Consider the following 19,780-nt stretch of genomic DNA (forward strand, 5'->3'; position numbering starts at 1 on the left):
AATACAAGAGTAAAAAATCAAATGGCTTTTTTATAATTACTTATTTCCTTATGATTATTGCCATCGCATCCTCTCCGGTGAGTTCTGCAGACATAGAAAAAACAGCGGGAGATTCCAGTATCACTATTATCGACGACTGGGGTAGAGAAGTGACCCTTGATAAACATGCTGAACGAATCGCATTCAGCCATACAGCAGCCGGTGAAGGAATTCTCCTGGCGGGTGGATGGGATAAAGTTGTCGGTAGAGATGGCTCTCTTACAGATTCCAGGTTTTATTCAAATCTAGACACTATTCCTGCTGTGAGCACTCCTAATCAGGCATTTTCTCTTGATTTTGAAAAAATTACGGAACTTCATCCTGATCTTTTCATCATCCAGAAACACTATGATTCAAGGGAGCAGTTTGATGAAATTGCCAATAAACTTGAACCTGATACCCCGATAGTCGGCCTGGATTTTCTTGAACCTGAAAATGCTGACAGTATCAAAAAACTGAGCATTTTAATCGGAACAGAGCAAGTCGCTGATGATTATGTTAATTTTCATGATGAGATCATTAAAAACCTGAAAGAAAAAACAGATACATTATCACCAGACGAAAAGCCAAATGTTTTTTTAAAAGGTGGAACTACTGATAAAATTAGCACATTTGGAAGAGATGCTTCATTCTGGAATAGAATGTGTTCTCTTGCAGGTGGAAAAAATATCGCTGACGGTCTTCCCGGTGATAATCAAGAGGTAGATCTTGAGTGGCTTACCCAGCAGGACATTGACACTATTGTTGGCTCATGCAGTTATAGAAATTACCCGGAATCTTTTGGTTATCTGGCAACCGAACCATTCCATGCATCTGAAAAAGCTGACGAGATAATCATTGATATTAAGAATAACGAGATTTTTTCACATTCAGATGCAGTTTTAGATGATAATGTCTTCTTACTGGAAGGAACGATGATAAGCAATCCAAAAGCATTCATTGGATCTGCTTATCTGGCAAAATGGCTCCATCCAGACCTCTTCAGCGATCTCGATCCAGAACAAATCCACCAGGAATATTTGAGCAGATTCATTGGAACTGATTATGATCTTAAGAATATTGGATTATTCGGATACCCGGCTAATTCATAAAACCTACAAAAATGGCTGCTGATTCTAACATTAACTGGAATGAGATCTGGAAAAACACATTTGAGAATCACATGATCTCCCGTGGTCAGGGGGAATATGCTCTCATGTGGGATACAAAGGAAAAAGCCGAAAAATATCTCCAGATGATGAATCAAAACCCTGAAAGGACTGAAAAGATTATCTCGCAACTTTCTTTCTCTCCCGAATTCAGGATTCTTGATATTGGGGCAGGTCCTGGCACTCTGTCAATTCCCATCTCTGGAAAAGTGCATCATGTTACCGCTGTAGAACCAGCCATCGGGATGGCAGAACTGCTAAGGGAACGAACGAAAACAGAAACGAAAGGAAATATCGATATTGTTCAGAAAAGATGGGAAGATATCGATATACAAAAGGACCTGACTCCCCCCTATGATATGGTCATTGCTTCGTATTCTCTGGTTATGCTGGACCTGAAACAGGCCATTGAAACCATGCAAAAAGTATGCTCCGGCGAGATATGGCTGTTCTGGATGGCTGGGATGAACAGCTGGGAAGACCATATGAAAAAACTCTGGCCGGTTATTCATGGGAGATCCTTTACCTCACCACCGAAAGCCGATATCCTGTTTCAGGTTCTGTACCAGATGAATATCTATCCAAATATGTCGGTCATGGAAATGGAACATGTAAAGACATATCCTACCATTGAGGAGGCAGTTCTGGAGACGAGAAAACAACTGAACTGCTCCGCAGATTATGATGATCAGATTCGGGAACTAGTACTCCCAGGCCTGATTTACCAGAATGGGACATACATCAATCAGGAACGGTACAAGAGCGTTTGTTTTTCATGGAAAAATGAAACATGAACTAATTTTTTTATCAGGATGAATTTTGAAATTTTGAGATCTCCATGACAGCAGAATCTACCCACACACAGAACCAGCCGGAATCCATATATGACATGTATGCACAGTTTATCCGAAGGAAATTACTCTTTATTCTTCTTTTGATTGGTATTATCATCATTCTTGTTGGCATTGCCGCTTCAACCGGATCAGCAAATCTGTCTTTATATGAAGTGTATGCTGCTCTTGTCGGAAGATTTTTCTCATGTGGTCCGGAGAGTTCCTGGGTTGCTGATGTATGCCTCTGGAAACTTCGGTTTCCACGGATATTCATGGCAATTTTCGCAGGTATTGCCCTCGGTGCCACCGGAGTCGTTATGCAGAGCGTTCTGAAGAACCCCCTGGCAGATCCCTACATGATGGGTATTCAGTCTGCTGCAGGATTTGGTGCATCCCTTGCGATTATATGTGGAGCAGGGATATTCGGAGGATCATATTTGATTGCCGGGAATGCCTTTTTATTCTCACTCATCTCGGTTGGAATCATTATTACACTGGCTGATATGAAAGGAGCGTCTGCTGAAACGATGCTTTTAACCGGAATCGCAGTCATGTTTCTTTTTTCTGCCATGACGACCTTTATTCAGTATTTTGCCGAGGCAGAAGCGGTAAAAAGTGCAATGTTCTGGGCTGTTGGAGATCTTGGGAAGACCAGTTGGGATGATTTTTATGTGGTCATCCCCCTTGTAGCCATCTGTTTTCTTTACCTGCTCTGGAAAACCTGGGACATGAATATCCTTGCATCTGGTGATGAAACCGCGAAAAGTCTTGGAATTCCGGTCAGAAGGGTCAGAATATCGGTGATGATTGTCTCATCTCTGCTGGTTTCAGGAGTTGTCTGTTTTATCGGGGCCATAGGATTTGTCGGTCTTGTATCGCCCCATATCTGCCGGATTATTATCGGAGGGAATAACCAGTACCTGCTTCCTGCAGCCGGACTTATGGGAGCAATTCTTCTTATTGTATCTGATACGATTGCCCGGACCGTGATGAGTCCTGCAATTATTCCAGTGGGTGTGGTTACGGCATTTCTTGGTGTTCCCTTCTTTATCTACCTGATCATGTTCAGAAAGGGGGAATTCTGGTGACTCTTTCATTTCATGGGATATCCCTATCCTATGGGACAAATCAGGTTCTTCATGACCTCTCATTTGAATTTCAGGATGCCGAGATTGTTGCCATTGTCGGACCGAATGGTTCAGGGAAAAGTTCCCTTGTCCGGTGCCTGAATAAACTGGTAACTCCCCAGTCGGGAGAGGTTATTGTCGGGGGAGAAAAGGTGTATGGGATGCATGCTCGGGAAGTTGCGAAAATTTTCGGATATGTTCCACAGAATTTTCAGGATACCTTCCCGGCAACGGTTATCGATACCATCCTGATGGGAAGAAAACCCTATGCAACCTGGAGATCCGGCAAAAGTGATATCCTGAAAGTAACCGAAGTGATGAAACTGCTACACCTTGAACAGTTTGCACTCCGGTATCATTCAGAACTCTCCGGCGGACAGAGGCAGAAAGTGATGATTGCCCGGGCATTTGCACAGGAGAGTAAAGTTCTGCTCTTCGATGAACCGACGTCACAACTGGACATAAAACATCAGCTTGAGATAATGGATCTGGTCAAAGAGACCGTCCGGATGAAAAAGATTCTTGCGATTCTTGTGGTCCATGACCTGAACCTTGCATCCCGGTATGCTGATCGAATAATTATGCTAAAGGACGGGAGAATTCATGCAGTTGGGGATCCAAAGAACGTGCTAACCGAAGATAATATCCGGGCTGTCTATGATGTTGATAGTCTGATCATGCATGACGGGGAGGTGCCATGTGTTGTTCCGAAAAAAAGGTTACATGCGGGATAGTTCTTCAAGTTTGCTTGAACAGACTCTTGTTTCAAGCCCGAATAAGATGATTTTTCTGTTCCTTTTTCCTTTCAGTTTTCCAGCTGACAATACTCATCGTAATTAAGGGGTTCCAGATATAAAACCCATCAAGGGATATGAGGTTTTGGAAAACCCATTGTTTAATGAATTCATGTTTTCCAGGATAGGAATGACCGCATCTTTGCTCTATCTCAATAACCGCTTTATCAATTGATTCAAACTTTTCATAAAATGGTTGACGGATATGAATAATATCAGGGTAAATTCCGATTTCATTTAAGACCAAAACAAGAAGGTTCGTTTTTGGACTTTCATGGTAATGCATACCACAGGCACCGGTACAAATGCTTTTCATCATCTGATCCCAGGAATTTACACCAGAAAACCAGATCAAGTAAATTGTTCCTGCTGATACTGCCATCATTTTTTTAAGACTGCTCCGAATATCAGGCATTCCCAAAGAAAAACAAGCAATAATATGATCATATGATCCCAATTGTTCAGGTAACACATCCTCCCACCGGGAATGGATGATTTTAATATTTGAAAATCCCTGATCTGCAATGTTATCAGAAAGAACTGATACTATTCCGACAGCAGGTTCAACAACCGTAACATGAGCACCTTTTTGTGCTAAAGGGAGGGCAATAGTTCCTGGACCGCCACCAATGTCAAGAACCGCCTCTCCTTCTCTGATAGGGATTCTGGATAATATCGGAGTATAAAATGATTTTTGTTCCTGAGTTTTTTTCCAAAATATGAATGCTTGTTCCTTAGATGACCAAAAATCTGATAGATTTCTATTTGCCTGGCATTGCCAATTCAGGTTGAATTCTGATTTCCAGACCCCAGACCAGTTAATTTTACTTAAATCCATCGCTGTCATAATTTTAGGATGTTCCTTATTGTGAAGCCAGGATGCTTTTACGAATTATTTGTATTAGATCAATATATATTGTATTGGGGAGAACCAACTAGAGTTAGACTATTCATACGAGGATACGTCTTACTCCTGGAGATTATATGAAACAATTATGGCGAGTAACGCTTTGGTGTATCCTGATAGCATGTATCTGCCTTTGTTCAGCAGAGGGATCCGTAACGGTAACTGATGATCTTGGGCGTGAGGTCACATTGGAAAAACCAGCAGAAAAAATAGCTTTCGAGCATTATGCACCCGCTGAAGCAATCAAGATCGTAGGTGCCTGGGATAAACTAGTAGCCCGTGACGGGTATACTACTGATCCAGAATTTTTCCCAGACCTGGATAAAATTCCAGCAATCAGCCCAGTAAAACCAACCGGGAAGTTGGATCTTGATTATGAAAAAATCTATGAATTAAAACCGGATCTTATGATTATCCAGAAACAGGACTGGAATAATTATCAATACAATGACCTTTTTAAAAAGTTAGAACCAGAGATACCTGTAGTGATTTTGGATTTCATAGATCCACTCACCCAGGCAGAAAGCATTGAAAAACTCGGAAAACTAACAGGCACAGAAACTAGTGCTCAAGCATATGCAAGTTTTGTCAGGGGTATAACCTCCGATATTAATGCTAAAACATCAATCCTTTCTGATGAGGAAAAACCGGATGTCTTTTTTAAAGGTCCTGCTTACAAGCCAGAGCAGATATTTACCTACGGAAATGGCATGAAATTATGGGCAAACATGCTGAATCTCGCAGGTGGAAGGAATGCCGTGGATAATCAAAGTGCTGCATGGTTTGAAGTGGATTCAGAATGGCTCATTAAAAAACCTATTGATATCATGGTAGTGCATAATCGTGAAGCCATGTATCCAGATGTGTTCGGATATAATGCGAAGGATCAGGATGCAGCCAAAGAAAAGGCCAATTCTCTTATTACAAACCTAACTTCAAACCCGGTTTTCTCCGGTAATGACGCGGTTAAAAACCAAAAGATATACCTGATTGCTGATCCACTGACCGGAACACCCAGATCAATTATCGGCGTTGCATACCTGGCAAAGTGGTTCCACCCGGATCTCTTCAATGATTTAAATCCGGAAGAGATACACCAGAAATATCTGGATTTCATCGGTGCCAATTATGATTTGAAAAATACAGGTTTATTTGGATATCCAGGTGAATCATCATAAAACAGATAATCAACTCACTTTTTTTCATGTAGCAGTTCCTCGAATCAAATCCCCATAATCCGGAGTAGTTACAGTACCTGTACCATAAGAAAAAATGGTGGATTCGCCTGTGAATGAAGCAATGAACCTAGCAATATCTAGTTTCATACAGATTTCTATCGTTCCTGATTTGATGCATGAAATTGACACTCGTAAATTCAGGATAACAATCCTTATGTAAAACTATCTCATGAACATTACAAGGATAATATTTGAGATCCATTGATACGAGAGAAATAATGAGGCAGGAGATGACCATCAGACCAGACATATTTTCAGAAATAAAGCAGTATATCGACATCTTCCACATCGAACCGGTTCGCAAGGGGTACTCTGAAGATATGAAATATCTCCTCACGGCAAAATCCGGAGAAAGATTCCTGCTTCGGATAACAGAATCTGACAATACTCAAATCCTCGCCGGAAGGAAGGAGATGTATTCATTGATGGATACACTCGCCAAATATTCATCACTGGTTCCCCGGTCACGGGCATGTTGGATCTCTCATAACGCTTATTCCTGCATCATGATCCATGAGTATATTGAAGGTGATGATGGAGAAGAATCATTGCACCGGTATAGTCAGGAAACCCAGTATGAAATAGGATATCGTGCCGGAATAGAACTGAAAAAACTCCACCAGCTTGCTGCTCCAGCCACTCTTTCCTCATGGTATACCAGAAAAAAACAAAAGCACGAACGATACTGCGATGCATGTAACCGGGAGCATCTGGCACCGGAAGAACTAGATTTAGAACCGATTCATAGATATATTGCTGATAACATCCATCTGATGAAGAATGTCAGCCAGACATTTCAGCATGATGATTACCATCCTGCAAACCTGATCATCAATAATGGACAACTGACGGGTATTATCGATTTTAACCGGTATGATTGGGGAGATCCCATACACGATTTTTACAAACTGGCATTTTTTTCCCGTGAAATCAGCATCCCTTTCTCACGGGGTCAGATTGATGGTTATTTTATGGGAAATGTCCCTTCTGATTTCTGGAAAAGATATGCCCTGTATAATGCAATGAGCATTGTCCCTTCAATTGTCTGGTTCTCGCGAATGGCATCCCGAAAAGAATTCAGGGATGAACTAAAAAGAGCAATTACTCTTATACGAACCCTGATAGATGACCATAAAGGGTTTACTTCAGCGATTCCGCAGTGGTACCAGTAGGATACCACTCCTGAAAAATGATGGAAAGTCATCCTCTCCGTTACTGGTGAGGTGATCCCGGACTTGAAAATGCCAGGAGCCTGACTCCGGTAACCTGCTGAAATGTCGCACCCTGTCCGATGGCATTGAGCACAGCATTCTCGTCAATAATTTTGGATCCGGCAATGATGTTTGCTCCATGATCAAAGAGAACCGGAGATATGGGCGTACTTGGACCAAGAATGACCACAAGTGCTTCCGGTTTACATAGCCCAAGCAGATCATCAAGAGTGTGATTGATCAGAGAACTTCCGGTAATTGCCACAACATCTGCCTGGGGAATTAAATCAGAAGCTGCATGGGCCGGATGATCTCCTTCTAACGGGTTTTGTTCTATCACCCAGAGATTCTTTACTGCCTTTTTTACCTTTGGAATGAATGGGAAATGACCAACGATTGCCACATTTTTTCCTGCACCCCGCTCCATCAGAACTTCAGACGCATTCATCTCCACGGCATCATTTTCATTATACTCCATCAGTGAATTAATCGCAGCTATTCCAATTCCTGCTTCTATGGTATTTTCAGATAGGGCATACTGTGCCAGTTCCTGAGCACTCTTCTGGTGAAGAGTCCCTACATTCCGGACATGAGTGGTGTGATCATGGGGTTTATCCGGAGCAAAGGTTGTCGCGAGACCGCAATGACTGCTGCACACAGCGGTCCAATGAACACCAACCATCACCGAACGGACAGTAACATCTTTTTTTGGCAGATTAGACAGTAATTCTTCAATAATGTGAGTACTCATAATAACCTCAATATGAATAATAAGAAACCCGAAATATCGAACATTGAAAGTTGAAGCCCGAATTTTCTGATTTCAGGAATAATAAGATCTGATGTGCAGACATAAAGCAATTACTCAAAACCAGGTAATAATTAATATATATTACACCGCGTTGAAATTTCTCACTCCCCTTTAGTACAATTATTTTAGTCATTTCGGGTTTTTTCGGTGTGTCAAAACTGTTTTGGAAAGATTTATTATGACCGAATAGAAATACATAGTTTTAGTTAGAATTAAACCGTTAAAATAAAACCATAAGAAATCCTGGATTCAAGGAATCCGAAACGAAAACTTGTGTATTTCATGGTTTTCTGACTTATGACTGGCCGATAAAACAAAATGGATTGAACATATGATGGAAAAGAGAACATCACCAAGAAATGAAGATCTTCTGGAAGAAATTTATAAGATCTCACTGGAGAAGGGGTATGCCAAATCCCGCGACATTGCAGGTGCACTCATTATCTCCCCGGCAACCGTGACTGAACGGTTTAAAAAATTAGAGGAAGCAGGCTATGTAAATTATGAAAGGTACGGCGGAGTGACCCTGACACCCGAAGGAATACGTATTGCCGAACGGACGATTCAGTCCCACTATGCAATCCGAAGACTTCTTGAACTGGCCGGAGTTGAAACAACAATCGCCAACCGGGATGCATGCATCATGGAGCATGGCCTTTCACCTGATTCGTATAAAAAACTGGTCCCATTTATTAAATTCATTGAGGAAAGATGCAAAGGTATGGAGATGAAAAAGCAATTATCCTGATCTTTTTCTTAGTACAATAATCCCCACCCTTCAGTATCTGCTCGCTGTCTGGTATTCTAACATTCTGACAGAACTCAAAAACTCTTTGATTCAGATTTCGGGAAACTCCGGTTTTTCGAAAAAAGTTGGGCCATCATCTAAATATGCCATCGTTGCGTAATTGTAATAGTTTAAAATAAACCGTTGAGAAGTAAGTATGAACACATTAACATCCCAAATGAAATCAGATCCGGACCATTCGGATCTCGCTGATGAAAAGATAAACCCAGAAACATACAGTATCGGTATTGATATCGGATACTCATCGATCAAAATCGGCCTGGTGAACAGTTCTTTGCAACCAGTATATGCAGATTACATCCTTCATAAAGGAAAAATCAAAGAAACCCTGCAGAAAATACTTGCAACGCTTGCAGGGCAGTATGATCCAACATCAATAACACATGGGGCGGTAACCGGAAGTGAATCAAAATGGATATCCAAAGATCAGACCATTCATCACGTCAATGATGTATCGGCACTCCTTGAAGGGAGCCTGTGCCTGGATGATTCGGTTCATTCAATCATTGATATCGGGGGACAGACCGCCAGGTATATTACCGGATTTACGAGCAGGGAAAAATCATGCATCGAAATTTCTATGAACTCCAATTGTGCTGCAGGGACGGGTTCATTTCTTGAAGAACAGGTGTCACGGCTGAATCTGTCTATTGAGGATTATGCAGCCTATGCGGCTAAAAGTTCAAGCATTCCACGAATTGCCGGGAGATGCAGTGTATTTGCCAAAACCGACATCATCCATCATCAGCAGGAAGGTGTTCCAGTTGAGGATATTCTCCAGGGTCTTGCATATGCTCTTATCAGGAATTACCGGGGAGCAGTAATCAAAAAACTGCCCATTACAAGACCAGTATTCTTCGCTGGCGGAGTAGCACACAATGACGCTATTGTCAATGCCATATCAGACATCCTAGATCTCTCTGATGGAAAACTCATCGTTTCAGATTTGAGTGGAAATGCTGCAGCAATAGGAACGGCAATTATTGCTAAGCAGAATAATCTGACAATCTCACCTGATGAATTATCCTCGATTCTCACCCGCAACGAATGCAATTCAAACAATTCGGAACTCAGCCTGCCAGCTCTTGCCCGGTTCGGAAAGGAAGACTGCACAAACAAACATATCTGTGCTCCAATCTCTTCAGGAGATGAGATAACCGATTGTTTTCTAGGCATTGATATCGGTTCAACCAGTACAAACCTGGTTCTCATGAATGAAAACAAGGAGATTGTTGCATTCAGGTATCTAAGAACTCTGGGAGACCCATTCCATGCAGTCAGTACCGGGCTTGCTGACCTTGGAAGAGAATTCAAAGACAAGGTACGGGTTATCGGAGTTGGAACAACCGGTTCAGGACGGTACATGATTGCAAGGCTGTTCGGAGCTGATGTTGTGAAAGATGAGATCACCGCCCAGGCAAGAGCTGCAATCACGCTTGATCCCCTGGTAGATACCGTGTTTGAAATCGGCGGTCAGGACTCCAAGTTTATCAGCCTGAGAAATGGTGTCGTCACTGACTTTCAGATGAATAAGATATGTGCTGCAGGTACCGGATCATTTATCGAAGAGCAGTCCAAAAAATTCGATATTCCCATTGATGATTTTGGAGATAAGGCACTTGCCAGTACAAAACCGGAGTATCTTGGTGAACGGTGCACCGTATTCATCGAAACCAGTATTGCCGCCTGCCTTGCCAATGGAACTAGTACTGAAGATATCGTATCAGGCCTGTGCTATTCCATTGTGAAAAATTATCTGAACCGGGTGGTCGGACAGAAGAAGATCGGAGATCGGATATTCCTGCAGGGAGGTATCGCCTATAACCAGGGAGTGATCAACGCATTCCGTTCACTGACCGGGAAAGAGATCATTGTTCCTCCATTCTTTAGTGTGACCGGAGCCTATGGAGCGGCAATCCTGACCTGCGAAGAGATGGGATCACGGAAGACCTCATTCAAAGGATTTGACCATATCGCCTCATCCGGTGAGGGAGAGATAGAAAAAGTAGCGAATTCCGATTCAGGATCTGATTTTGAAGAGATGGTCACGGACCTTATCTTTGAAGGGTATGATGGAACACTGGATCCCAGTAAAAAGACCATCGGAATCCCACGGGCTCTCTTCACCTATGGCATGTATCCAATGTTTGACGCCTTTTTCCGAGAGCTGGGGTATAATGTCCTCCTGTCAGATCCGACAAGTGAAAAGACCATCTGGCTCGGACAGGATTATTCACTTGACGAGACCTGTTACCCGGTCAAACTGATCAATGGTCATGTGGCAGAGCTGGTGGAGAAAAAGGTGGACTACATCTTTTTCCCAGACCTGTACACGGTTGTTCACCCAAACTCCCATACCCGCCAGGATTTTGGCTGCCCGTACATGCAACTTGCATTCAAACTGGTAAACCGGGCAATGGAACTTGATACGAAAGGCATCAAACTGCTTGCTCCTACCATCGGTTTTAGTCTTGGTGAACAATTCATGAAAAACAGTTTTATGAATCTTGGAACGATGCTTGACCGGACAACGGAGGAAACAGGGAAAGCCCTTCAGAAAGGGATGCAGGCATTCCATGATTTTGAAACCCGGATTATGGAAAAGGGGAAACAAATCGTGCAGGGCCTTCAGGCTGATGAAAAGGCATTTGTCCTGATTTCAAAAACCTACGGGGTAGCAGATCCTGTCTTAAACCTTGGTATCCCCGGAAAACTGAAAGAGATGGGATATAAAACCCTTGCATTCTATAACCTCCCGGAATGTGATGTTTCGAGCGAACACCCAAACATGTTCTGGCCATTTGGTCAGCATATCCTCGAAGCGGCGCAGGTTGTCAGGCAACATCCAAACCTGTATGCAATCTTCCTGACCCATCATGGATGTGGTCCGGATACCGTATTCACCCACTATTTCAAGGAGATTATGGGAGATAAACCATATCTGAACATAGAAGTTGATGAACATTCTTCAGGAGTCGGTGTGATAACCAGACTTGAAGCATTCGTAAACAGTCTGAACCATATACCCTCACAGCCTGCAGAGGATATGAATTGTTACCCGGAACGTGTTCCTCACCCGAAAGCCGGGATAACAACCAACGGTCTTGCATTTTCCAGTTCCTGTGAGTATTACCTGCCTGATCTCTATCCATATTCCGGACTTTTTTGCGAACATTTCAGTAAAAAAGGAATCCGTGCTCACCCGTTTCCACCTACGAGTGAAAAGTCCATTGATGAAGGGAGAAAACACACCATAACAAATGAATACTTCTCAATGGCTGCACTTGTCGGTGATGTACTGAATATTCCGGACATTCGAAACAAAGGAGATATCCCAAAAGTTCTCTTCATTCCACAGAACGAGGGAGCAGAAGTTGACGGGCAGTATAACAGGTTTATACGCACGATTCTTGATGAAGAAGGGCTATCTCACGTCTGGGTTGAATCTCCGTTCATTGAAGATATCATATACGAGGATGAGAGTTTTCTCACATCACTCTTCTGTCTCCTCATTGCAGGAGACTTAATTCTGGTGACCCCCGTGTCTGACCGGGCCAGGTACCTGAACCAGATGAAAGGTATGATACAGAGAAATGAACTTGATATCCGTTCTCTGAAAAGAGTCGCCTGGGAGATTTCAATGATCCTGCAGTCAGCACCTCCGGAAAAAACCATCCTTGCCATAGGTGAGCCACTCATTCTCTACAATGATATGCTGAATAACCAGATCCTGAATGGATTAGAAGAGAACAACGTCCGGGTTATGTTTGCACCTTTGAGCGAATGCTTCTGGCAGACCTGGAAGGATTACATTCTCCAGTACGGGAACGACAGGACTGATGTCCTCTTAAAGAAACTTGCCATACTCGAAGATTATATGAATCAAATCCATCAGGTACTTGGTGTATTCAGCCCATATGAAGAGAAAACAGAAGACCTTATCAGACTCGCAGATGCCACCACCGGGTACTATGCCGGTGGATTTGGAAGATACAGGGAGGCAAAAGTTCTTGGGTTACCGTCATCGGTCAAAGGCGTGATAACCGTTTCATCAATGTATGAAAACACCGGAATCCTGCTTAATACTCTTCATAAAGGATTTGAATCAGACCACCAGAAGCCGGTGCTAAACCTGACATTTGACGGAACACACAATGACCATGACAAAAGCAAGGTTGAATCATTTCTCTACTATCTGTAAATTCCTAGAAAAGAGGTAAACCATGAACACATCTACCAGTGATACGAAAAATAATGAATCGCACGGACATCCATCAAACGAACCGGGTTCAAAAACCGGTTCTGATCATATTATCATCCCCTGTTGTGGTCAGGCAAACACCGGACAGATATCCAATGAGGTTGCAATGGTCCTGTCAGATGAAGGATTCGGGATGTATTACTGTACTGCTCTTCTTGCAACGAAACCAGAGGTTATTATAAGCCGAATGCAGGGAACGGAGAAGATCATCGCCATCGATGGATGCACTATAGCCTGTGCAAAGAAAATTGCATTGCAGGCAGGATTTAAGGTGAACCACCATGTTCTGGTTACTGACCTTGGGATTGAAAAGAAAAAAGGGCGTAACTTTACTTCTGAACAGGTTGCATGCGTCATTGATGTTATCCGGAAGGGATGCTGACCTTCAGGACATGACAATTCCCTCCTCTTGCAATCCAGATATTATATGATTTCACCTGCAGCATTCAGTTATTCTTTCGTTGGAATGCATATACTCCGAGAGTTACAATTATTGACACATGTACAACAGACAGGATCTATAGTTAAATATTAACCGTAATAAAAACAACCGTTAGACATAATGAAAGGAAAACCCAACATGTGTTTATCATGAAAAATATCTGGAAATTTGCTCCTGAGGATGGAAAAGAGAGAGGGCTACTCACCCTTCTCGTCCTTCATTTCCTGGAGAAAAAACCACAATCTGGATATGAACTGCTAAAGGAGATCGATGAGACAACCGATAGTACCTGGGTGCCAAATAAAGGGACTTTGTATCCTCTTCTGAAATCATTGGAGCAGGAGGGCTTGATACAAGTGAAAGAGGTAGGCAAACGATCAAAGATTACGTTTGAACTAACAGAAGATGGAAGACAGATGCTCTCCACTCTGAAAGGGAAAAAAGAAGAAGCAGAGACGAGGGTTACTTTCTTCAAAAAATTGCACCGGGAAGTATTTGGCGAAGAAAATTTCTCTTTCATCAATTTTATGATGGATGTCAGGTTTTACGTCGAAGATCTTCCTGAAGAGAAAAAACCGGCAGCAATTAAAATTTTACAGACAGCCTTTGACGAGATAAAAAATTTATAACAAGGCACCACAGACCCATTTCTCATATTTCACAAAACACATAGGATACCATGACAAAAAGCACCATTCAGGATACTACTATTTGTATTACACCCGTCGGAATCGTGAAAAATAATCTTCTTGCTCCACCTCTCATAGCCGGAAAAGACGGCCTTGAGCATAACCAGGCATGTACTTCTGCCATGAAAGACATGACCGATACCAATACCCGTGTTTCAGAGATTATTCTCTCCGAAGAATTCTCAGAGCTTCTCGAGGGTATTGAAGAATATTCACATGTAATAATCCTGTACTGGGGACATGAGGTCCCAGTCTCCGGGAGGACAATGAAGAAAACCCACCCGGCTGGTATGACCAATTATCCAAAACAGGGAATTTATGCAACATACAGCCCTGCACGGCCTAACCCGGTATTGATGACAGTCGTTCAACTGGTGAAAAAAGAAAAAAACCGGCTCTATGTATCCGGCCTTGATGCCATCAATAACAGCCCGGTGCTTGATATCAAACCATATGTTCCCCTCTTATTTCCTCAGGAAGGAGTAATCATCCCTGAGTGGATGACAAAGATCATGACAGAATTTCATTCGTAAAGGAGATCATACCATGGAAAAATCTCAGGATGCAAAGAAAAAAACTGATAGTACTTCAGGTGTGCTGAGCAGAGAGATGATTGATGAACTCAAAAAAGATCCGAGAGCTCTCTTTAAAGAAGCGATTCGAAAGAATGATGCAGCCTCCTGCCTGGTAAAGACCGCTGAGATTCATGGGCATTATTGTCCGGGTAGTACTCTCGGTGTTATGGCAACGCTATATGGACTTAGTCTTCTGAAGAAAGAAACGGCCGATTCGGATGGAATCATGGAGAACCTTCTCGCCATCATTGAGGTGAATGCCTGTTTTGCAGATGGTGTGCAGGCGGTCTCCGGGTGTACACTTGGAAACAACTCACTCATTTATCGCGATCTTGGAAAACATGCCGTAACTTTTGTATCCAGAAATGAAAAAGAAGGAGTCAGAATCCGTCTGCTTCCTGATTTCAAGACCTATATTCATAAAGAGGTGCCGGAATTTTACCCTCTCATGGACAAGGTGATCATGAAAAGGAAGGGAACACAGGAAGAAGAGAAATTATTCAGGGAAAAAGCAACCGAAGCAGCATTTGCAATAATTACGTATCCATTTGAAAAACTCTTTGCTTTCGAGCGGGTTATACCAGTTATCCCTGAACGTGCACCGATAACCGGCACGATGGTATGCCCGGAATGTGGTGAAGAGGTCATGGAAACAAAAACGGGGAAACGTGGCCTGCTCCGGAATATGTGTTTCGCATGTGGAGGAAAATTCCAGGAAGTGAATGGGCAGGGAATCATTGAAAGAAACTTCCGGGACCATGGCCATCATACGGAGCCGGAATAAGAGGAGAGTGATCCCATGAATGAATCACATATTTGTAAAGGAGCTCTGCATATGACACAGCCCGGCCCAGGACACCGGAGAGGAAAAGGTCCAAGTAGTTTTTGGATGCAGGATCCGGATATCGTCTTCAGGGAATTAAACCTGAATGAAGGCGATACATTTCTTGATATCGGGTGTGGGACCGGAGATTATACAATCCGGGCAGCAACTGAAGTTGGCAGGAATGGAACCGTTTTTGCTACCGATATACAGGAAGGACTTGTTCATGAACTCATGAAAAAAGCGGAGGATTCAGGACTGGAAAATATCCAGGCATTTGTAAATGATATTCAAAACCCATTGCCATTTGAGAATAATAGTATCGACATATGCTTCATCTCAACAGTTCTGCATAGTCTTGATCTGAATCAGACTGGACCATTGCTACTTCGGGAGATAAAGCGTGTTTTAAAAAAAGACGGAATTCTAGTGATAATTGAATGCAATAAAGAAAACCTGACCTTTGGCCCGCCTGTCCACATGCGGATATCTGCAGATGAAATAGAAAAAATCGTGTCGCCCTATGGGTTTGTCCAGATCTCCCATGCTGACCTTGGTTTTAATTATTTAGTTACGTTCATCATCCAAACCTGAAATTCTTAAATTTTTTGGGGGTTCAGATATACCAATTATTCAGATTATCCCTTTTGGCTCTTCGACGCAATAAATGAGTTCGTCAAATTTTTTTTATCCGTAACTTAAGTTGAAACTGGTATCAAATAATCATCCAGTCATTTCAAAAAATATATTGGTTAAAATTTAAAAAACATGAACTGCTGAAGCTTTAAATGTAAGATATACTTCTTCATCTTCGGTCAAATGCATTTCATCCCATCCTCTTCTGGTCATGACTGATACTATTGGTATCCCAACATCAATAGTTACTTTGATTACCATCCCGTTATTTTTAATATCAGTGATCCTGCCTTTGAAAGAATTTCTTGCACTGGAAACTATAGGATCCCGGGATAGAAGAATATCCTCGGGACGTACTGTTGCATACACCTCTCTTTCTCCGATGCAGGTTGCTGAATAGATAGTATACCCATCAATCTTGATAGCGGAGATACCCTCCTGATGAGAACATTCCCCTTTAAAAATATTTTCCATACCGGTGAATGCAGCAATGAACTCTGATTCCGGTTTTCTGAACACTTCATCAGGATCTCCAATCTGAGATATCTCTCCCTTATTCATAATAGCAACCCGATCTGCCAGAGAAAAAACCTCCTCAAAATTATGAGTAATATGAATTACTGTAACATTGGTGATATCATGAATTCTGCGAAGTTCAGTCCGGAGTTTGTCTCTGGTCTGACCATCAAGAGCACTCAGTGGTTCATCCAGCAGCAGAAGGTTCGGTTCCATAACCAGGGACCGAGAAATTGCGGCTCTCTGTTGTTCTCCTCCACTCAGGGTTTCGGGTTTTCGATGAAGGAGATGATCAATGCTCAGCAGTCTGGCCATCTCAAGCGTCTTCTTTTTGATGAATTCAGGATTTTTTTTCCGGGTCTTTAAACCAAACCCGATGTTTTCCTCTACCGTCAGATGGGGAAAAAGCATGTAATCCTGGTATACCATGCAGATATTTCGGTCCTTGGGTGCTAAATTGGTAATATCCTTCCCATCCATGATAATTCGTCCTGAATCGGGAGGGTAAAATCCTGCAATTGTTTCAAGAAGAATGGTCTTTCCAGCCCCTGTCGGACCAATAATTACCAGGTATTCTCCGGGAGAAACATCAAGAGTCACGTTCCGGAGAACAAATTCACCCATGTCTTTAGATAAATTCTCGGTATGTAACATAGGAACCCCCTATAATCTTGATGCCCCACCATACCGCTCGAAAAGGTAAAGTGATATCACACAGATAATGATGAGAATCGTAGCTGCTGAAATTGCCATATTCAGTTTCCCACAGGACATATTCAGGAATAATGCAATCGGAAGGGTTTCAGTCTTCCATTGGATTGCTCCGGCTATTAAAAGAGCAGCCCCAAACTCTCCAATTCCTTTTGCCCAGGTTATTACAGATGCAGCAAAAAAGCCGGAACCAGCCATAGGAAGGGTCACCCGCCAAACTGCCTGGGCATCAGTACACCCAAGGGTTTTTGCGACAAATTCGTACCTGGTGCTGATGGATTCAAACGTTGAACGCATAATCCTCAGCATATAGGGAAAATTCACAAAAAACTGGGCTGCAATAATCCCGAGCGGAGTAAATACAAAAACCAGGCCCATATCTGCAAGTGCATTTCCAAAACCCGTCGTCCCAAAGAATAAGAGCAGACCAAGACCTGCGACCAGAGGGGGAAGAGCAAGGGGCATGTCAAGAATTGCATTGACCGCATCTTTTCCAAAAAAATTGTACCGGGCAAGAGCATATGCAGCGGGTACCGCAATAAGAATACAGAGAAATGTTGAGATTATTGAGGTTCCAAGACTCATGACTATGGCAAACTGAATCTCAGGACTTGTTATAGAAGCATACAGAGCATCAGGAGAAGGTTTTGTCACAATGAGGAGCAGTAGAATAATTATAAACAGAGTAAGCAGGATACTGGTTCCAATCGTTGCAGATCTCAGCCAGGAATTTCTCATGTCACTCATTTTTTAACCCTTTCCCGATTCCTCAGTTCCTTTGGAGTACTGTTCCATTCGGCAATATCATCCATATGCTGGTTATCCACCCAGCCACACTTTACCTCATCGCGATGGTCAAACTGCCTTACATATGGCTTGATATCAAGAAGTGGTGTTCCATCCAGTACATCAACTCCGGAAACTTTCAAAATATTATCTTGTACTTCAAGGAGCTCCATAATCGACATACCCATCGGATTTGGCCGATTGAAATGACGTATGGCAAAAATTCCCCTTTCTTTTTCACCATCAAGGAAGGGTTTCTGTACCAGATTTTTTCCTGTGGCCCGGTGGAAATAATAGAATGCGTAAATATGAGAAAATGATTCGACATCTGCCAGTCCTGCCTTAAATTCATCAAATACTTCTATGTATCCAACTGATGGATTAAAAATCCCCTGAATAGGAGTATTTTCATGCTCAGTGTGGTCAGAATGAATAATTCCGATGGGATGAAATATGATGTCAGTATCTTTCCATTTGACTCCGTATTCCTTCGATAAACTCATAATATGCCTCCAAAAAAAATAGGGAAAATAAGAGAGAAATTACGGAGTTAAGCATCCCCGTACTTGGCTAACGGATAGATCTCAAATTTATGTTTTGTGTAAATTTCTTTCCCTTCATCAGAGGCAACAAAATTCATAAATTTCTCAGCCTCTTCCTTGTTTTCTGAGAATGTCAGAGTTCCGATTGGAACAACATCTACTTTACCAATCTCTTTTGGTATCTCAACAAGTTCCATACTTTCCGGGTTGAAAAGTTCGGTCCAGATAAGTGCAGCGTCTGCCTGATTCATGGAGACATATACCAGCAGTTCATTGACTGTACCTGATTTTACGACAATATTCTTCTCTGTTTCATTCCAGAGTTTATTCTTCTCAAGCATCTTCTTTGTTGCTGCTCCAACCGCCGGACCGGATGGTTCACCAATTGCTACCCTGACACCTGGCCGTACGAGATCCTGAACACCAGTAATATTGCCAGGGTTTCCTTTCGGGACTGCAATCGCTAACACATGATATACAATATCCTGAGATTTATCCACATATCCCTTATCCATGGCAGACTGAATGTACGAGCGTGCACCAGGCATGTACACATCTCCTTTTTGATATAATTCAATCTGGCTGAGCAACTGGGCAGATCCTCCATAGGTATATTCAATTTTTGTTCCTTCTTTCTCTTCATATACCTTGGCAATCTCTTCCATTGGTTCTTTCATTCCAGCCCCGCAATAGACAAGAAGTGTCTTGGCAGATGAGGAATTCTGTTCAACAGCCTGCTCCTTTACCGGTTCCTGTGCCAGGTTATCCGACTGATTGCTAGAAGTACATCCACACACAAGTAATGTCGCCATTAAGACGAATAAAATACAAAAAATCGAAGGTATCGCCTTCATAAAAGAATGATAAATTAAGCAATGATAAA

The 19,780-nt window shown here is 42.4% G+C and carries 19 protein-coding genes; 13 read left to right on the forward strand and 6 right to left on the reverse strand.

Going from position 1 to position 19,780, the window contains the following annotated elements; translation table 11 throughout:
• The first annotated feature begins 50 nt into the window (after positions 1-50).
• From MHUN_RS06920 to MHUN_RS06935, 4 genes are read left to right on the forward strand one after another with little or no spacing between them, the layout of a single operon-like run.
• Positions 51-1,130 carry an ABC transporter substrate-binding protein gene (locus MHUN_RS06920; protein WP_048067858.1) on the forward strand — a complete coding sequence of 360 codons (1,080 nt, stop codon included), beginning with the start codon at positions 51-53 and terminating at the stop codon, positions 1,128-1,130.
• Between the two features lie 11 nt (positions 1,131-1,141).
• Positions 1,142-1,981: a class I SAM-dependent methyltransferase gene (locus tag MHUN_RS06925; RefSeq protein WP_011448334.1), complete on the forward strand. Its 840-nt coding sequence runs from the start codon at positions 1,142-1,144 to the stop codon at positions 1,979-1,981.
• A 44-nt stretch (positions 1,982-2,025) separates the two neighbouring features.
• Complete coding sequence (locus MHUN_RS06930; RefSeq protein ID WP_011448335.1) at positions 2,026-3,108, forward strand: FecCD family ABC transporter permease; 1,083 nt, start codon at positions 2,026-2,028, stop codon at positions 3,106-3,108.
• On the forward strand, positions 3,105-3,881 hold the full coding sequence (locus tag MHUN_RS06935) for an ABC transporter ATP-binding protein (protein ID WP_011448336.1): 777 nt from the start codon (positions 3,105-3,107) through the stop codon (positions 3,879-3,881). Before MHUN_RS06930 ends, MHUN_RS06935 begins: the two co-directional genes overlap by 4 nt.
• A 31-nt stretch (positions 3,882-3,912) precedes the next feature.
• Here the strand turns inward: MHUN_RS06935 and MHUN_RS06940 are convergent, their stop codons facing one another.
• Positions 3,913-4,788 carry a class I SAM-dependent methyltransferase gene (locus MHUN_RS06940; protein WP_011448337.1) on the reverse strand — a complete coding sequence of 292 codons (876 nt, stop codon included), beginning with the start codon at positions 4,786-4,788 and terminating at the stop codon, positions 3,913-3,915.
• Between the two features lie 137 nt (positions 4,789-4,925).
• Between MHUN_RS06940 and MHUN_RS06945 the strand changes: the two genes are divergently transcribed.
• Both MHUN_RS06945 and MHUN_RS06950 read left to right on the forward strand, forming a co-directional pair.
• Positions 4,926-6,026, forward strand: coding sequence for an ABC transporter substrate-binding protein (locus MHUN_RS06945; protein WP_011448338.1), 1,101 nt, complete (start codon positions 4,926-4,928; stop codon positions 6,024-6,026).
• 290 nt (positions 6,027-6,316) lie between these two features.
• Positions 6,317-7,258, forward strand: coding sequence for an aminoglycoside phosphotransferase family protein (locus tag MHUN_RS06950; protein WP_011448339.1), 942 nt, complete (start codon positions 6,317-6,319; stop codon positions 7,256-7,258).
• Between the two features lie 40 nt (positions 7,259-7,298).
• Here the strand turns inward: MHUN_RS06950 and MHUN_RS06955 are convergent, their stop codons facing one another.
• A complete protein-coding gene (locus tag MHUN_RS06955; protein WP_011448340.1) occupies positions 7,299-8,048 on the reverse strand; it encodes a DUF364 domain-containing protein in 750 nt (249 codons plus the stop codon).
• 391 nt (positions 8,049-8,439) lie between these two features.
• Here MHUN_RS06955 and MHUN_RS06960 point away from each other — a divergent pair, with 391 nt between their 5' ends.
• The 7 genes from MHUN_RS06960 (at position 8,440) to MHUN_RS06990 (ending at position 16,300) form a co-directional block, all read left to right on the forward strand.
• The gene (locus MHUN_RS06960; protein ID WP_011448341.1) at positions 8,440-8,856 is read left to right on the forward strand and encodes a metal-dependent transcriptional regulator; all 417 of its coding nucleotides are present in this window, start codon (positions 8,440-8,442) and stop codon (positions 8,854-8,856) included.
• Between the two features lie 196 nt (positions 8,857-9,052).
• Positions 9,053-13,117, forward strand: coding sequence for an acyl-CoA dehydratase activase (locus MHUN_RS06965; RefSeq protein WP_011448342.1), 4,065 nt, complete (start codon positions 9,053-9,055; stop codon positions 13,115-13,117).
• A gap of 22 nt (positions 13,118-13,139) precedes the next feature.
• Complete coding sequence (locus tag MHUN_RS06970) at positions 13,140-13,559, forward strand: putative zinc-binding protein (protein WP_011448343.1); 420 nt, start codon at positions 13,140-13,142, stop codon at positions 13,557-13,559.
• A 209-nt stretch (positions 13,560-13,768) separates the two neighbouring features.
• Positions 13,769-14,248, forward strand: coding sequence for a PadR family transcriptional regulator (locus tag MHUN_RS06975; protein WP_048067352.1), 480 nt, complete (start codon positions 13,769-13,771; stop codon positions 14,246-14,248).
• Positions 14,249-14,298: 50 nt separating this feature from the next.
• On the forward strand, positions 14,299-14,841 hold the full coding sequence (gene tsaA / locus MHUN_RS06980) for a tRNA (N6-threonylcarbamoyladenosine(37)-N6)-methyltransferase TrmO (RefSeq protein WP_011448345.1): 543 nt from the start codon (positions 14,299-14,301) through the stop codon (positions 14,839-14,841).
• Between the two features lie 13 nt (positions 14,842-14,854).
• A complete protein-coding gene (locus tag MHUN_RS06985; protein ID WP_011448346.1) occupies positions 14,855-15,667 on the forward strand; it encodes an FmdE family protein in 813 nt (270 codons plus the stop codon).
• A 51-nt stretch (positions 15,668-15,718) separates the two neighbouring features.
• Positions 15,719-16,300: a class I SAM-dependent methyltransferase gene (locus tag MHUN_RS06990; protein ID WP_143709395.1), complete on the forward strand. Its 582-nt coding sequence runs from the start codon at positions 15,719-15,721 to the stop codon at positions 16,298-16,300.
• Between the two features lie 165 nt (positions 16,301-16,465).
• Here the strand turns inward: MHUN_RS06990 and wtpC are convergent, their stop codons facing one another.
• The 4 genes from wtpC to modA are packed head-to-tail and all read right to left on the reverse strand — an operon-like array spanning position 16,466 to position 19,709.
• Positions 16,466-17,512 carry a tungstate ABC transporter ATP-binding protein WtpC gene (wtpC, locus tag MHUN_RS06995; RefSeq protein ID WP_011448348.1) on the reverse strand — a complete coding sequence of 349 codons (1,047 nt, stop codon included), beginning with the start codon at positions 17,510-17,512 and terminating at the stop codon, positions 16,466-16,468.
• 9 nt (positions 17,513-17,521) lie between these two features.
• Complete coding sequence (locus MHUN_RS07000) at positions 17,522-18,316, reverse strand: ABC transporter permease (RefSeq protein WP_011448349.1); 795 nt, start codon at positions 18,314-18,316, stop codon at positions 17,522-17,524.
• Entirely contained in the window at positions 18,313-18,858 is a 546-nt protein-coding gene (gene tsaA / locus MHUN_RS07005; protein ID WP_011448350.1) for a tRNA (N6-threonylcarbamoyladenosine(37)-N6)-methyltransferase TrmO, read from the reverse strand. The genes MHUN_RS07000 and tsaA (MHUN_RS07005) overlap by 4 nt, the downstream gene beginning before the upstream one ends.
• A 47-nt stretch (positions 18,859-18,905) precedes the next feature.
• A complete protein-coding gene (modA, locus tag MHUN_RS07010) occupies positions 18,906-19,709 on the reverse strand; it encodes a molybdate ABC transporter substrate-binding protein (RefSeq protein ID WP_239441586.1) in 804 nt (267 codons plus the stop codon).
• Between the last annotated feature and the right edge of the window lie 71 nt (positions 19,710-19,780).

The sequence above is a fragment of the Methanospirillum hungatei JF-1 genome (assembly GCF_000013445.1).
Taxonomy (GTDB): Archaea; Halobacteriota; Methanomicrobia; order Methanomicrobiales; family Methanospirillaceae; genus Methanospirillum; species Methanospirillum hungatei.

What these genes read in the sequence shown, in the direction of transcription:
- MHUN_RS06920 (WP_048067858.1), top strand. Translation starts at nt 51, where the DNA reads ATGATTATTGCCATCGCATCCTCTCCGGTGAGTTCTGCAGACATAGAA.
- MHUN_RS06925 (WP_011448334.1), top strand. Translation starts at nt 1,142, where the DNA reads ATGGCTGCTGATTCTAACATTAACTGGAATGAGATCTGGAAAAACACA.
- MHUN_RS06930 (WP_011448335.1), top strand. Translation starts at nt 2,026, where the DNA reads ATGACAGCAGAATCTACCCACACACAGAACCAGCCGGAATCCATATAT.
- MHUN_RS06940 (WP_011448337.1), bottom strand. Translation starts at nt 4,788, where the DNA reads ATGACAGCGATGGATTTAAGTAAAATTAACTGGTCTGGGGTCTGGAAA.
- MHUN_RS06945 (WP_011448338.1), top strand. Translation starts at nt 4,926, where the DNA reads ATGAAACAATTATGGCGAGTAACGCTTTGGTGTATCCTGATAGCATGT.
- MHUN_RS06950 (WP_011448339.1), top strand. Translation starts at nt 6,317, where the DNA reads ATGACCATCAGACCAGACATATTTTCAGAAATAAAGCAGTATATCGAC.
- MHUN_RS06955 (WP_011448340.1), bottom strand. Translation starts at nt 8,048, where the DNA reads ATGAGTACTCACATTATTGAAGAATTACTGTCTAATCTGCCAAAAAAA.
- MHUN_RS06960 (WP_011448341.1), top strand. Translation starts at nt 8,440, where the DNA reads ATGATGGAAAAGAGAACATCACCAAGAAATGAAGATCTTCTGGAAGAA.
- MHUN_RS06965 (WP_011448342.1), top strand. Translation starts at nt 9,053, where the DNA reads ATGAACACATTAACATCCCAAATGAAATCAGATCCGGACCATTCGGAT.
- MHUN_RS06970 (WP_011448343.1), top strand. Translation starts at nt 13,140, where the DNA reads ATGAACACATCTACCAGTGATACGAAAAATAATGAATCGCACGGACAT.
- MHUN_RS06975 (WP_048067352.1), top strand. Translation starts at nt 13,769, where the DNA reads ATGAAAAATATCTGGAAATTTGCTCCTGAGGATGGAAAAGAGAGAGGG.
- tsaA (WP_011448345.1), top strand. Translation starts at nt 14,299, where the DNA reads ATGACAAAAAGCACCATTCAGGATACTACTATTTGTATTACACCCGTC.
- MHUN_RS06985 (WP_011448346.1), top strand. Translation starts at nt 14,855, where the DNA reads ATGGAAAAATCTCAGGATGCAAAGAAAAAAACTGATAGTACTTCAGGT.
- MHUN_RS06990 (WP_143709395.1), top strand. Translation starts at nt 15,719, where the DNA reads ATGACACAGCCCGGCCCAGGACACCGGAGAGGAAAAGGTCCAAGTAGT.
- wtpC (WP_011448348.1), bottom strand. Translation starts at nt 17,512, where the DNA reads ATGTTACATACCGAGAATTTATCTAAAGACATGGGTGAATTTGTTCTC.
- MHUN_RS07000 (WP_011448349.1), bottom strand. Translation starts at nt 18,316, where the DNA reads ATGAGTGACATGAGAAATTCCTGGCTGAGATCTGCAACGATTGGAACC.
- tsaA (WP_011448350.1), bottom strand. Translation starts at nt 18,858, where the DNA reads ATGAGTTTATCGAAGGAATACGGAGTCAAATGGAAAGATACTGACATC.
- modA (WP_239441586.1), bottom strand. Translation starts at nt 19,709, where the DNA reads ATGGCGACATTACTTGTGTGTGGATGTACTTCTAGCAATCAGTCGGAT.